A 14,761-nucleotide genomic window follows, 5' to 3' on the forward strand; every position below is an offset into this window, starting at 1 on the left:
GGCCCGGCGGGATCCGGCCAGGTCACAGGCGGTTGCGGATCGCTTGTCCAAGCAGCGCGCGCGATTCGCTGTTCTTCGGGTCGATGGCGAGTGCACGGCTCGCGTTTTGCTCCACACAGCTCCATTCGTCGATTTGTGCGCACCAGCGCGCCTTGGCCAGAGCGCGGGCGCCTTCCAGCTCATCGTGCGTGACGCTGGTGGCCTCCATGTGCGACGTGCCCGCGACATACGACTGCGGTTGCGGTTTCGGCACGGGGTCGGGGTGTTTTCTCGTGCGCGCCAGCGTCTGCGAACGTGACGTCCGGTGCGTGTCGCCCGGGCGCGTCGTGCGGCTGCCGGTCGACACGGCGTGCGGATTGGCCGCCAGCCTCGTCGGCGGCACGTGCGCGGGGCGCGTACGTGTCGTGTCGGAGCGGGCCGCCGTTTGCGGCGGCACGGCCGGTTCGGCCGTGGCCGACACGGCGGGGGGAGCGGAGGCGGACGGCGGAACCGGTCCGGCCTGCGCGAGCGTCGAGGTCGAGCCGGCTGGCGCGGCGGTGCCGGACACGCGGCCGGTTGCCGCCACGATGAGCTCGCGGGACTTGCCGACGGCGTTTCCGATCACGCGGGCGATATCGTGCGTCACGCTCGCATGGCCGACCCTCGTGTCCCGCTCGACGTACGCGAAGGCACAGAAGATCGCGGCAAATGCGGCGACGCTGAGCGCCGCGTTCTTTCCCGGACCCCACGAGGGTTTCGGCTGACGGGCGGGCGAGCCGTCCGGTCGTTCTGCACGAGGCATGCAAGACTCCTTGATTCGATGCGGTCCACGATTGGCGCGATCGGAGAGGGGCGGCGCGACGTTCACCAGCGCAACTGCGTCGTGAGCGTGCCCGTCTCGACGATCGCGAACTGGGTTGCTCCCTGATAGGTCCCTTCGACCCGGTAGCTCGCATCGGGCACGCTGAACAGGCAGCGCGATCCCGATGCGGCGAATTCGACCAGCACGCGCCCATGTCGGCGCAGGCGCACCTGCACGTTGGAGAGCGGCTGCCCGGTATGTTCCGAGACGAACGACACGCCCAGGTTGTACGGACGCCCGTCGGGGGGAAGCGGTGCGGTGCCGTCGATCCGCGCATCGCCGCAGATATACGAAATCACGTACCGGTTCGCCCCCGGCCCGGACGCCGGTGAGGAGGCCGCCGGTGTCTGGGCCATGGCGTTCATGCACAGCGTGGAGACGAAGACGCTCAGGAAAGCGCGAGCATGCTGTCGAAGCGAGGGTGACATTGCAATCTCCCGTCCGGAATCGATGACGTGCATCGACTCCGAGTCGAATTTGCCAACGTTCTTTTTGCGACACGCTATTGATACACGATGGTTTTTGAACCAACAACCGCGTGTGGTCGGAATGGGACGGGGGTGAAAGATCCTATTTAAATAGGATAAGGATGGATTGCTGAGGATCGCTTAATGCTGAATAAAGTCGATATTGCCGAACATGAAAATTGCTCTTCGGTAGCGATGATCGAGCACGCTTTGAATCACGTCGGAGGTATCGACGTTCGTGCCGAAAAATAACGACTGATAAAAGAAACTCTTGCTCCTGTATTCGAGGCGAATCGATGAAGGTCCGGATACAGGTCGCACATCGTGAAATGAGGGTGCGACGTTTTTGATGATTCCGACAGTTACAGGTAAATCGAAACTTGTGTAACAAGGTATTTCTGTCTGGAAAGGCGGGCCGATTATTCTTACTTAATACGGAAAACAGTAAAAAATACGACATGAATCGCAAACGTTTGCGTGTTCTGGAGATAGATTAAGAGCCGTCGAGGGATCTTACGGAGTCCGACGGGATTATCGATTGCTATCGGGAGAGCGCGTATTCGCGCCGCGGATATCCACGGCGCGAATATGCCATCAGCGGCTGCCGCCCGCGCTTCGCCGCGCGCTGCGCATCGCCGGGGCGGCCGCTTCTTCAGTGCCTGTCGCACCGTCGATCGCCGCGTGCGGCCGGTTCATGATGTAGGTCCACAGCTGCTCCGCCGCGAGCCCGCGTTTGCGCGCCGACCGATACAGGCGGATTTCGAGTTCGGTGATCCAGTCGCCGGCGCCCGCGCACACGAGCGTGCCGTCTGCGAGCTCCTTCGCGACGCAGCTTTCCGGCAGCCAGCCGATGCCGTGCCCGGCCACGACCATGCCTTTCAGCGCCTCGGACATGTGCGTTTCGAAACACCGGTGCAGCACGTACGGCTCGGTCGCATTCAGCAACAGCATCTCGACGATGTTGCCGAGAAAGGCGCCCGACGAATACGCGAGCAGCGGCAGCGGGGCATCGGGCGTGCCGGGCAGCTGGAACACCGGCTCGCCGCGTGCATCGGGTGTCGACACGGGCAGGATGCGTTCGACGCCGAGACTGACGAACGGGAAGTGATTCGGGTCGAGCACGATCGGCAACTGCGGATGGTGATAGCCGAGCAGCAAATCGCATTCGCCTTCGACCAGTTGCTGGACGCCTTCCGGCACGTTCACCGCATTGACGCGGGCAGTGACGTGGCCGACCTCGCCGTTGAGCTGCTTGAGCCATTCGGGAAACAGCGTGAACACGAGCGTATGCGCGACGGCGAAACGCACGACCTGGTCGCTCGCCGCGAACTGGTCGTAGCCGTTCACGAGGTTGCGCGCCGCATACATGCTGCGCAGGATGTCCGCGGCCAACCCGCGGAACATCTGGCCGGCGGGCGTCAGCGTGATCGGGTTGATGCTGCGGTCGACCAGCTTCGCGTCCATCCAGGTTTCGAGCGCGGCGATTCGTCTGCTGAATGCCGACTGCGTCAGGTGCCGGTGACGCGCGGCCCGGGAAAAGCTCTTGGTATCCGCAAGGCTCAGGAAATCTTCCAGCCACTTTGCTTCCATTTCGATCTTCGCTTTTTATAGTCGGGCGCCTGAAAGGCGGCGCCGTCTGCCGCACCAACGTTCTAGCGTACCGCGCCTCGCGCCGGTCGAGCCGATGTTTTTTTTCGATCGGTGTCAGTCGAAATATGCATGGGCGTTGTCGCCGGGATTACGGCTGCATAGCGTTGAGGTGCCGGACCCGGCTTAACCGGACAGTTCACCGCGTCGGACTGTCCGCGCCGCCGCGGACGGTACTTCCCCCCAGGGCCGGCTGCGCCGTGCGCGTGCCGGCCCGCCCGCGCGTGATCGTTCCGGGGCGCGGGCCCGCCACTTTTGGTGCAGTGCAGATTGCACATTCGTGACACGCGGGAGAACTATGTTCCTCGAACGCGGCGCAGCATCGACCGTGCGCGTTCACGGCGCACCGCAAGCGCCCGTCGCGTCGGGGGTTGCACCGTTGTGGTGCGCAATGCCGCACCGGCGTGCCTGGCGCGGCGCAAAAACAGGGGGATATCGACGTGGTCGAGCAAGGCACGTTCCTTGCAAAGCATTCAGTACGCCGGTCCGGCATGCGCAATGCCGGGGAAAACGATCGATGGAGAAAAGATCGATGAAGCCATTCGATGAAATGCTGCAATCCGGCGACATGGTAAGGGCGCCTTACGCGCGCCTGAAGCAATGGCTCGACACGCAGAATCCCGCGAGCCTCGCCCAGAAGGCCCACGACGCGGAAGGCGTGTTCCGCAAGACGGGCATCACGTTCGCCGTGTACGGCGACGCGGAGGCCGCCGAGCGGCTGATTCCGTTCGACATCGTCCCGCGCATCATCTCCGGGGCGGAATGGAGCCGGCTGTCGCTCGGCATCGAGCAGCGCGTGATGGCGCTGAACGCATTCCTCGACGACATCTATCACCGCCAGGAAATCGTGCGCGCGGGCATCGTGCCGAAGCACCTGATCGCGCACAACGAAGCGTTCATCCCGGAGATGATCGATTTCCGGCCGCCGGGAAACGTTTACACGCACATCATCGGCGTCGACATCGTGCGCACCGGCGAGAACGCGTTCTACGTGCTGGAGGACAACGCGCGCACGCCATCCGGCGTGTCCTACATGCTGGAAAACCGCGAAACGATGATGCAGCTCTTTCCCGAGCTGTTCCAGCAGGTGAAGGTGCGCCCGGTCGAAACCTACCCGCAGATGCTGCGCCAGTCGCTCGCGGCCGTATGCCCGCCGGGCGGCAACGCCGACAATCCGACCATCGCCGTGCTTACGCCCGGCATCCACAATTCCGCGTACTACGAACATTCGTTCCTCGCCGACCAGATGGGCGTGCACCTCGTCGAGGGCAGCGACCTGCAGGTGATCGACGGCCGCGTCGCGATGCGCACCACCGAAGGCTTCCAGCCGATCGACGTGCTGTACCGCCGCGTCGACGATGCGTTCCTCGATCCGCTCACGTTCCGCCCCGATTCGGTGCTCGGCGTGGCAGGCATCATGGACGTGTACCGCGCGGGCAACATCACGATCGCGAATGCGCCCGGCACCGGCATCGCCGACGACAAGGCGATCTACTCGTACATGCCGGAGATCGTCGAGTTCTACACGGGCCGCAAGGCGCTGCTGGAGAACGTGCCGACCTGGCGCTGCGGTGAGGCCGACAGCCTGAAGTACGTGCTCGAGCATCTCGACGAACTGGTCGTGAAGGAGGTGCACGGCTCGGGCGGCTACGGGATGCTGGTCGGGCCGTGCGCGTCGAAGGCCGAGCTCGAGGCGTTTTCCGCGAAGCTGCGCGCGCGCCCCGCGAACTACATCGCGCAACCGACGCTTGCGTTGTCCACGACGCCGATCCTGACCGACGCCGGCCTCGCGCCGCGCCACGTCGACCTGCGGCCGTTCGTGCTGGTGTCGGACCGGATCCGCATCACGCCGGGCGGGCTCACGCGCGTCGCGCTGAAGGAAGGATCGCTCGTCGTCAACTCGAGCCAGGGCGGCGGCACCAAGGACACCTGGGTGCTGGCCGACTGAGCCGGACGCGACCGCGCGCGCCGGAGCCGGCGCGCGAACCGAACGAAGACGGAGTGGACACGAGATGCTTCTGGGACGAACTGCGAGCGGGCTCTACTGGATGTACCGCTATATCGAGCGCGCGGAGAACATCGCGCGCATCGTCGATGCCGGGCTGCGGATGGCGCTCACGCGCACGTCCGACGCGCCGGCCGAATGGTCGTCGGTGCTGGTCAGCTCGGGCGCGGACGACGGCTACCGGCAGAAATACGACGCGTATGCGGCCGATACCGTGACCGACTACCTGCTGCGCGACCGCGACAACCCGTCGAGCGTGCTGTCGTGCATCGAGGCCGCGCGCTCGAATGCGCGGATGGTGCGCACGGCGCTGACGCGCGAGGCGTGGGAGAGCGTGAACGGCGCGTGGCTCGCGCTGCGCCGCGCGTTCGCGCAGCCGGTGCCGGAAAGCGAGCTGCCGGCCGTGCTCGACCAGGTGAAGCGCGAAACCGCGCTGATCCTCGGCAGCTTCTACAGCACGATGCTGCGCAACGAGATCTTCGATTTCGCGCAGATCGGCGCCTTCATCGAACGCGCGGACAACACCGCGCGGATCATCGACGTGAAGTACCACCTGCTGCTGCCGTCGGTGTCGCACGTCGGCACGATCCTCGACAACTACCAATGGGAGACGATCCTGCGCTGCGTGGCCGCGCATCGTTCGTACCGCTGGGTGTACGACGTGCAGTACAAGCCGCTGAACATCGCCGACTACCTGATCCTGAACGGCCGCATGCCGCGTTCGCTGCGCTATTGCTACGGGCGCGTCGTGTCGAGCCTGAACCTGCTCGCGAAGGATTACGGCGTGACACACCCGTGTCACGACACGGCCACGAAGATCCTGCAAATGCTGTCCGATACCTCGGTCGAGCGGATCTTCAAGAGCGGCCTGCACGAGTTCCTGACCGACTTCATCGGCCGCAACAACAGCCTCGGGCTCGAAGTCGCCCAGGCTTACAACTTCGACTGAGACTTGCCATGCGACTCGCCATCCGACACATTTCGCGTTATCAGTTCGACGATCAAGCTTCCCACGCACTGCAACGGTTGCGGCTGCGCCCGCAGTCGGGCCCCGGGCAGACGGTGCGCGCGTGGCAGGTCACGATCGACGGCGTCGAGCCGACGCTGTCGTACGCCGACGGGCTCGGCAACCGGATCGACCTCGTGCGCCACGATCGCGGCGCGAAAGACGAGATCGTCGTCGTCGCGGCCGGCGTCGTCGAGACGCAGGACCGCGCGGGCATTCTCGGGAATCCTGAGGGCTATGCGCCGCCGTGGATCTTCGAGCGCGAGACCGCGCTCACGAAAGCGGGCGACACCGTGCATGCGCTGACGCAGGCGCTGCCGATCGAGCCGCACGGCCTCGACGCATTGCACTGGCTGATGACGGAGGTGCACGGCCGCATCGCGTACGCGCCGAACCTGGCCGCCGATGCGCCCGTCGATGCGGAAACCGCGCTGCAAAGCGGCGAGGGCACGAGCCGCGACCATGCGCACGCGTTCATCGCGGCCGCCCGCGCGCTGAAGATCCCCGCGCGCTACATCTCGGGCTACGTGCTGGCCGACAGCGCGATGCAGCGCATCGCCGATGCGAAGCAGCAGGCGGGCGACGTCGAGGAAGAGGAAGCACTCGCGCTGCAGAGCGGCGACGGGATGCACCAGATGCTCGGCGCGTCGCATGCGGTGCAGTCGCAATCGCAGGGGCAGCCGCAACCGGCGCTCGGCGCGCAGCCGCAAGCCGCCGCGCTGATGCAGCAGCCGGCCGGCCATGCATGGGCCGAAGCCTATGTCGAAGGGCTCGGCTGGGTCGGCTTCGACCCGTTCATGAACCGTTGCCCGGACGAACGCTACGTGCGCATCGCGGTCGGCCTCGACCATCGCGACGCGCAGCCGGTGACGGGGCTCGGCGCGACGGCCGTCGGCGTCGAGATCAGCGTCGTGCAGACGCCGGAACTCGTCTGACCCGCCGCGCGCTTTCGCCGAATCCGCCATGCCGGGCCGCCGCGTCGACAGCGACGCGGCGCGCGCGGCCGGCCCAACCCGATCCGAGCTCCCATGTCCATCCACGTCGCGCTGCATCACACCACCCGCTATCGCTACGACCGGCTCGTCAACCTCGGCCCGCAGGTCGTGCGGCTACGGCCCGCGCCGCATTGCCGGACGCCGATCCTCGCGTATTCGATGACGGTCGAGCCTGCGCAGCACTTCATCAACTGGCAGCAGGACCCGTTCTCGAACTATCTCGCGCGGCTCGTGTTTCCGGAGCGAACCGAGCACTTCGAGATCACGATCGATCTCGTCGCCGAGATGTCGGTGTACAACCCGTTCGATTTCTTCCTCGAAGCGAGCGCGGAACAATACCCGTTCAGCTATGACGACGCGCTGAAGACCGAGCTCGCGCCGTATCTCGCGTGCGACCCGCAGACGAGCGCCGCGCCGCTGTTCCGTACGTATCTCGACGCCGTCGACCGCACGCCGGCCGGCACCGTGAACTTCCTCGTCGCGCTGAACCAGCAGCTTCAGCGCGACATCGGCTATCTCGTGCGGATGGAGCCGGGCGTGCAGACGCCCGCGCAAACGCTCGAACTCGCATCCGGCTCGTGCCGCGACAGCGCGTGGCTGCTCGTGCAGCTGTGTCGCCATCTGGGCATCGCCGCGCGCTTCGTGTCGGGCTACCTGATCCAGCTCACCCCCGACGTCAAATCGCTCGACGGCCCCAGCGGCACGTCGGTCGATTTCACCGACCTGCACGCATGGTGCGAGGTCTACCTGCCGGGCGCCGGCTGGATCGGCTTCGATCCGACGTCGGGCCTGCTCGCCGGGGAAGGGCATATTCCGCTCGCCTGCACGCCGCAGCCGACGAGTGCCGCGCCGGTCGAAGGGCTGATCGACGAGTGCGAGGTGTCGTTCGAGCACGAGATGAGTGTGACGCGCGTGTACGAATCGCCGCGCGTGACGAAACCGTATACGGAAGCGCAGTGGGACGCCGTGCTCGCGCTCGGCACGCAGGTCGACGGTGCGCTGGCGGCCGGCGACGTGCGGCTCACGCAGGGCGGCGAGCCGACCTTCGTGTCGATCGACGATCGCGACGGCGCCGAGTGGAACACCGATGCGCTCGGCCCGACCAAGCGCGGTTACGCGACCGAACTCGTGCAGCGGCTGCGCGCCGAATACGGCGACGGCGGCTTCCTGCATTTCGGGCAGGGCAAGTGGTACCCGGGCGAGCAATTGCCGCGCTGGGCGTTGTCGATCTTCTGGCGCGCGGACGGCCAGCCCGTGTGGCACGATCCGTCGCTGTTCGCCGACGAGCGCGAACCGTCCGCGTACACGACCGACGACGCGAAGCGTTTCATCGATGCGCTCGCCGCGCGGCTGAACCTGACCGGCGAATTCATCCGGCCCGGCTACGAGGACGTGTGGTACTACCTGTGGCGCGAGCGCCGGCTGCCCGTCAATGTCGATCCGTTCGACGCGCGCCTCGACGACGAGCTCGAACGCGCGCGGCTGCGCAAGGTGTTCGAGCAGCAGCTCGACAGCGTAGTCGGCTACGTGCTGCCGGTGAAGCGTGTGGACGACATGCCGGGCCTCGACGGGCCGCGCTGGCAGACGGGCCCGTGGTTCTTCCGCGACGAGCGGATGTACCTCGTGCCGGGCGATTCGCCGATGGGCTACCGGCTGCCGCTCGATTCGCTGCCGTGGACCGCCAGCGCCGATTATCCGTACCTGGTCGAGCGCGATCCGTTCGCGCCGCGCGACGCATTGCCGGATGCCGCTGCCACGCGCGCCCGCTACGCCGGCCCGGCCGACGCGCCGCGCTACCTGGCCGGCATGCATCGCGAAGCGTCCGCGCAGACCGTGATGCAGTGGCGCGACGACGGTGCGGCCGCGAGCGGCCGACCGGGCGCCGGGGATCCGCATCGCCGCCCCGAGCGCTTCGAATCGGCCGCGTGGATCACGCGCACCGCGCTGTGCGTCGAAGTGCGCAACGGCATCCTGTACCTGTTCATGCCGCCGCTCGCCGCGCTCGAGGATTATCTCGACCTGCTCGGCGCGATCGAGCTGACCGCGCACACGCTCGGCGTGAAGCTCGTGCTCGAAGGCTATCCGCCGCCGCGCGACGCACGGCTGAAACTGCTGCAGGTGACGCCCGATCCCGGCGTGATCGAGGTGAACATCCATCCGGCCGCGAGCTTCGACGAACTCGTCGACCACACCGAATTCCTGTACGACGCCGCGTGGCAATCGCGGCTGTGCAGCGAGAAGTTCATGGTCGACGGGCGGCACGTCGGCACGGGCGGCGGCAACCACTTCGTGCTCGGCGGCGCGACGCCGGCCGACAGCCCGTTCCTGCGCCGCCCCGATCTGCTCGCGAGCCTGATCGCCTACTGGCACAACCATCCGTCGCTGTCGTATTTGTTCTCGGGGCTGTTCATCGGGCCGACGAGCCAGGCGCCGCGGGTCGACGAGGCACGCAACGACCAGCTTTACGAGCTCGACATCGCATTCGCGGAGATCCAGCGCAACAAGCTGCTGTTCGGGCAGGACATGCCGCCGTGGCTCGTCGACCGCGTGCTGCGCAACCTGCTGATCGACGTGACGGGCAACACGCACCGCAGCGAGTTCTGCATCGACAAGCTGTATTCGCCCGACTCGTCCACCGGCCGGCTCGGCCTGCTCGAACTGCGTGCTTTCGAGATGCCGCCGCATGCGCGGATGAGCATCGTGCAGCAACTGCTGCTGCGTGCGCTGGTCGCGCGTTTCTGGGCCACGCCGTACACGACGCCGCTCACGCGCTGGGGCACCGCGCTGCACGACCGCTTCATGCTGCCGGAATTTCTCCAGATGGATTTCGACGACGTGCTGGCCGAGTTGCGCGACGCCGGTTTCGCGTTCGATCCGGCGTGGTTCGCGCCGCACTTCGAATTCCGTTTTCCGCTGTTCGGGCAGATCGCGGTGAACGGCATGCAACTGTCGCTGCGCGGCGCGCTGGAACCGTGGCACGTGATGGGCGAGGAGGGGGCGATCGGCGGCACGGTGCGCTACGTCGATTCGTCGGTCGAACGGCTCGAAGTGCGCGTGACGGGGCTCAACGACAACCGGCACGTCGTGACCGTCAACGGCCGCGCGCTGCCGCTGCAGCCGACCGGCACCGTCGGCGAGTACGTCGCGGGCGTGCGCTACAAGGCGTGGGCGCCGCCGTCGGCGCTGCATCCGACCATCGGCGTGCACGCGCCGCTCACGTTCGACATCGTCGATACGTGGTTGCAGCGCTCGCTCGGCGGCTGCCGGTATCACGTCGCGCATCCGGGCGGGCGCAATTACGCGACGTTCCCGGTCAACGCGTACGAAGCCGAGAGCCGCCGGCTCGCGCGCTTCGTCGAGATGGGGCACACGCCGGGCCGGATGGAGGTCGCGGCCGCCGCGCCGAGCCGCGAATTTCCGTTCACGCTGGACTTGCGGCGGCCTTGATCGATCGATGACGATGCGCGGCGCGCAACCTCCCGGCGGCCTCGCCGGAGTGCTAGGATGCGGGCAGACTGCGGCCGCGCGCCGCGGCAGCTTGCCGCCGGTGCGGCGGCGCGCGTGCGCGGCCGCATCCTGACGACGGAACGACATCGTGCCGCCCATTGACCTCGATCATCTCGCCGCCCTCGACGCGATGCCCACGCTTTTCGATACCGGCGCGCAGCCGGACGCCGCCGAACTGGCCGCCGCGCTCGCGGCGCCGGCCGCCGCCGGCCGCTACGACGAACTGCGCGGCAGCGCGGCCGGCCTGAACGCGCCCGCGCTGGCGCCCGCGTGGCGCAGCTTCTTCACGTCGATCGGCAGCGACGGCGTGGCCGACCTCGACCGCCGCGCCGACGCGCTGCACCGGCGCATGCGCGAGAACGGCCTGTTCTACCAGTTGCACGAGCAACGCGCCGGCGACGGCGCGGCCGGGCCGTGGTCGCTCGACCTGCTACCGCTGATCGTCACGCCCGAAGACTGGGTCGTGATCGAGCGCGGCGTGCTGCAGCGCGTGCGGCTGCTCAACGCGACGCTGGCCGATTTGTACGGGCCGCAGACGATCCTGCAGCGCGGGCTGCTGCCGCCCGCGCTCGTCACCGGTCATCCCGGCTACCTGCGCGCGATGCGCGGCGCACGCGTGCCGGGCGATACGTGGCTGCACGTCGTCGCGTTCGATCTCGCGCGCGGCCCGGACGGGCAGTGGCGGATCGTTGCGCAGCACACGCAGGGCGCGACCGGGCTCGGATACCTGCTCGAAAACCGGCTGATCGTGTCGCGGCTCTTTCCGCGCGGGTTTCGCGGGCTGCGCGTGCAGCGGCTGGCGTCCGCCTACCGTGCGCTGTTGCAGAGCATGCAGTCGCTCAGCCCCGCCGCGAAGAACTCGCGGATCGTGCTGCTGACCCCGGGACCGCACAGCGCGACCTATTTCGAGCATGCCTATCTCGCGCGCTATCTCGGCCTCACGCTCGTCGAAGGCGGCGACCTGACCGCGCGCGACAATCACGTCTTCCTGAAGACGCTGAGCGGGCTCGAACCGGTGCACGGCATCCTGCGGCGCGTCGACGACGCGTGGCTCGATCCGCTCGAACTGCGGCCCGATTCGATGCTCGGCGTGCCGGGGCTGCTGCAGGCCGTGCGCGCGGGCAACGTGCTGCTCGCGAACGCGCCGGGCTCGGGCTTCCTTGAATCGCCGGCGATGCTCGGTTTCATGCCGCGTCTCGCGGAAGGCCTGCTCGGCGAAACGCTGACGCTGCCAGCCGTGCATTCGTGGTGGTGCGGCGAGGCGGCCGCGTGCGACGACGCGCTGCCGCAACTCGCGCGTGGCATCGTCAAGGCATCCTATCCACCCGACGTGCAGGCAGGCGGTGCATTCGAGCCGGTGATCGGCGCGCGGCTCACGCCGGCGCAACTGGCGGAATGGCGCGCGCGGATTCTCGCGCGGCCCGAACACTACACGGTGCAGGCCGATCTGCCGCTGTCGCAGGCGCCGACCTGGCCGCGGCCCGACGCACCCGACGGCAACGGCAGCGCGCGGATCGTGCCGAAACCGCTCTTGCTGCGCGTGTTCGCGCTCGCCGACGGCGCGCAGCGCTGGCGGCTCCTGCCGGGCGGACTGTCACGGGTCGGCACGCGCGACACGCTGTTCAACGCGCCGATGCCGCGTGGCGGCAGCACCGTCGATACGTGGGTGATGACCGAGGGCATCGTCGATTCGACGACGCTGTTGCAGACGCACCTCGGCCCCGACGATCTCGTCGAGCGGCCGCGTGCGATCGCGAGTCGCGCGGCGGAAAACCTGTTCTGGCTCGGCCGTTATACCGAGCGCGCGACCAACCTGATGCGCCTCGCGCGTGCCGCGCTCGAACGGCTGCGCGGCGAAGACGACGTCGACAGCCCCGCGCATCTCGAACTGATCGACACGCTGTGCCGCGACACCGGGCTGATCGCGGCCGACGCGCCGCACGCCGTCGATGCGCCGCGCGCGTTCCAGCACGCGCTGGCGACATCGCTGACGCGCGGCGCCGATCGCACGTCGGGGATCGCGTCGTGCCTGTTCGGCATGCGCGGCGCGGCTGCCGCGATCCGCGAACGGCTGTCGAGCGATCAATGGCGGTTGATCGACGACGCGACGCAACTGTTCGCGGATAGCGCAGGACAACCGGAAGCGGAGGAGCAGATCGGCAACGACGCGCTGCAGCTGCTGGAACGCCTCGGCCTGCTGCTCGGCGCGATCACCGGTGCGCAGACCGACAACATGACGCGCGACGACGGCTGGCGCTTGCTGTCGATCGGCCGGCAGATCGACCGGCTCGATTTCCTGTGCAGCGTGCTGAAGTTCGCGTTCGACGAAGGGGCCGTGCACCGGCAGGACGGTTTCGAACTCGTGCTGGAACTGTTCGACAGCACGATCACGTTTCGTTCGCGGTTCCAGCGCGGCTTCGACGTCGCGCCGCTGTTGTCGCTCGTCGTGCTCGATACCGACAACCCGCGCTCGCTCGGCTGGGTCGTGCAGGCGCTGCGTGGCCGGCTGACGAAGGTCGAGCGCAGCGAAGGCTATGCGCTGTCGGAGCTGGCCGAGACGATTCCGGATGTGCCTGCATGGTCGCTGCACGAGCTGTGCGAGACCACCGAAGGCGGCCGGCACGACAAACTGCTCGCGGCGCTCGACACGACGGCGAAGGCGGTGTGGGAACTGTCGAACCGGATTGGCGAGCGCTATTTCAGCCACGTGCGCGAAGCGGGCAGGACGCTATGGTGACGACGAAAGGCGTGCCGAAAACGCCGTCCGGTTCCGGCTCCGGTAACGCACGGCAGGCAGCCGCACCGACGGCGGCCGCAAGCGACGCACGGGCCGCCGTCGCGCCGGGCCGGTTGCTGCGCGTCACGCACGACACCGAATACCGTTACGCGGCGCGCGTCGAATCCGCGCAGCACCAGGCACGCCTGCAACCGCTGGCGACGCCGCGCCAGCAGGTGCTGTCGTTCTCGCTCGACATCGAGCCCGCACCGGAATCGGTCGGCACCGAACTCGACGCGTTCGGCAATGCGCGCGCGTCGTTCGCGCTGAACCTGCCGCACGACACGCTGCTGGTGCGCAGCCGCAGTACCGTGCGCGTGACGCCGCCCGTGTGGTCGCTCGGCGCGCGCGGCGAGCCGCCGCCTGCGATCGCGAACCCGGACGCCGCGCATGCCACCGCATGGGAGGCCGTGCGCGAGCGCTTGCGGTTCCGCGCGGGGCAGCCTTACGACCCGGCGAGCGAGTTCGTGTTCGCGTCGCCGCACGTCGCGTGCGACGCCGAGCTTGCCGCGTACGCGGCCGCGAGCTTCACGCCGCAACGGCCGCTCGTGCAGGCGGCATGGGACCTGATGCGGCGCGTGCATGCCGATTTCGCGTACACGCCGAACAGCACCGACATCACGACGTCGGCGCTCGACGCGCTGCGGTTGCGCAAGGGCGTGTGCCAGGATTTCGCGCACGTGATGATCGGCGCGCTGCGTTCGCTCGGGCTGGCCGCGCGCTACGTCAGCGGCTACCTGCTCACGCAGCCGCCGCCGGGCCAGCCGCGGCTGATCGGTGCGGACGCGTCGCATGCGTGGGTCGAGGTGTACGACCCGGCGTGGCCCGAGGATGGCGGCTGGCTGCAACTCGATCCGACCAACGATCGTGCGCCGGGCGACGACTACGTGATGCTGTCGATCGGGCGTGACTACGCGGACGTGACGCCGCTGCGCGGCGTGATCCGCGGCGGCGGGGCGGATCAGGAACTGAAGGTCGGGGTGACGGTTGAGCCGCTCGATGCGGCTTGAGGCCGCCGCGCGGGGCGCTCGCGCTTTAAGTCTTCGTTAATACTGCACGCCTAGCATGGTGATGCCGGCGAACGGTTCGGATTCCGGTCCGGCGCGCCGGCGGCACGCGCGGGTGCGTCGACGTCACGGCGCCGCGCCGTCGCGCGTCGCCATTTCCACACAACGGCGGCAGACCATGATCAAGCACTTCGACTACACGCTCGGCAGCGAGACGATTTCGCTTTGCGCGAGCTTCGGCGCGGGCCCGGCGTTCCGTCGCGTGCTCGTGAGTCGCGCGGATTCGATGGAGACGCTGGTGGTGCTCGACGCACGCGGGCTGTCGGGCCTGCTGAAGGTGGCGACCGAGGAGCCGGAAGGGTTGCTCGACGATGCGATCCGCAAGGTCGGTGACGAACAGCTCGTCGAGCGGGCGATCAGCGGCCGGACGATCGTCGAAGCGGCGCTGTGATCGGCGGCGCGTGGGCATGCCGGTAGGCATGGCAGCACGCGCCGCGTCGTGTCGCGTTG

Annotated in this window: 10 protein-coding genes; 7 read left to right on the plus strand and 3 right to left on the minus strand. The window is 67.9% G+C overall.

What is annotated here, in order from left to right:
• Positions 1–22 precede the first annotated feature (22 nt).
• The 3 genes from MMB92_RS00225 to MMB92_RS00235 form a co-directional block, all read right to left on the minus strand.
• Positions 23–781 carry a hypothetical protein gene (locus MMB92_RS00225; protein WP_277562446.1) on the minus strand — a complete coding sequence of 253 codons (759 nt, stop codon included), beginning with the start codon at positions 779–781 and terminating at the stop codon, positions 23–25.
• A gap of 62 nt (positions 782–843) precedes the next feature.
• Positions 844–1,269, minus strand: coding sequence for a hypothetical protein (locus MMB92_RS00230; protein WP_034178463.1), 426 nt, complete (start codon positions 1,267–1,269; stop codon positions 844–846).
• A gap of 633 nt (positions 1,270–1,902) precedes the next feature.
• On the minus strand, positions 1,903–2,898 hold the full coding sequence (locus MMB92_RS00235) for a LysR substrate-binding domain-containing protein (RefSeq protein ID WP_277562447.1): 996 nt from the start codon (positions 2,896–2,898) through the stop codon (positions 1,903–1,905).
• A gap of 589 nt (positions 2,899–3,487) precedes the next feature.
• Between MMB92_RS00235 and MMB92_RS00240 the strand changes: the two genes are divergently transcribed.
• From MMB92_RS00240 to MMB92_RS00270, 7 genes are all read left to right on the plus strand, one after another.
• Positions 3,488–4,903 carry a circularly permuted type 2 ATP-grasp protein gene (locus MMB92_RS00240; RefSeq protein WP_006481635.1) on the plus strand — a complete coding sequence of 472 codons (1,416 nt, stop codon included), beginning with the start codon at positions 3,488–3,490 and terminating at the stop codon, positions 4,901–4,903.
• A 64-nt stretch (positions 4,904–4,967) separates the two neighbouring features.
• Positions 4,968–5,909 carry an alpha-E domain-containing protein gene (locus tag MMB92_RS00245; RefSeq protein WP_006481638.1) on the plus strand — a complete coding sequence of 314 codons (942 nt, stop codon included), beginning with the start codon at positions 4,968–4,970 and terminating at the stop codon, positions 5,907–5,909.
• Between the two features lie 8 nt (positions 5,910–5,917).
• Positions 5,918–6,901 (plus strand): transglutaminase family protein, encoded by a 984-nt coding sequence (locus tag MMB92_RS00250; RefSeq protein WP_006481639.1) that lies wholly within the window; start codon positions 5,918–5,920, stop codon positions 6,899–6,901.
• A 93-nt stretch (positions 6,902–6,994) separates the two neighbouring features.
• Positions 6,995–10,408, plus strand: a complete 3,414-nt coding sequence (locus MMB92_RS00255; protein WP_124632793.1) for a transglutaminase family protein — start codon at positions 6,995–6,997, stop codon at positions 10,406–10,408.
• Between the two features lie 190 nt (positions 10,409–10,598).
• Positions 10,599–13,205 carry a circularly permuted type 2 ATP-grasp protein gene (locus MMB92_RS00260; RefSeq protein ID WP_277562469.1) on the plus strand — a complete coding sequence of 869 codons (2,607 nt, stop codon included), beginning with the start codon at positions 10,599–10,601 and terminating at the stop codon, positions 13,203–13,205.
• Complete coding sequence (locus tag MMB92_RS00265; protein ID WP_226245392.1) at positions 13,199–14,254, plus strand: transglutaminase family protein; 1,056 nt, start codon at positions 13,199–13,201, stop codon at positions 14,252–14,254. Before MMB92_RS00260 ends, MMB92_RS00265 begins: the two co-directional genes overlap by 7 nt.
• Positions 14,255–14,429: 175 nt before the next feature.
• Entirely contained in the window at positions 14,430–14,702 is a 273-nt protein-coding gene (locus MMB92_RS00270) for a hypothetical protein (protein ID WP_058903590.1), read from the plus strand.
• Positions 14,703–14,761: the final 59 nt, after the last annotated feature.

Source organism: Burkholderia sp. IO2 (assembly GCF_029522185.1).
In the GTDB taxonomy this organism is placed as follows: Bacteria; Pseudomonadota; Gammaproteobacteria; order Burkholderiales; family Burkholderiaceae; genus Burkholderia; species Burkholderia cenocepacia.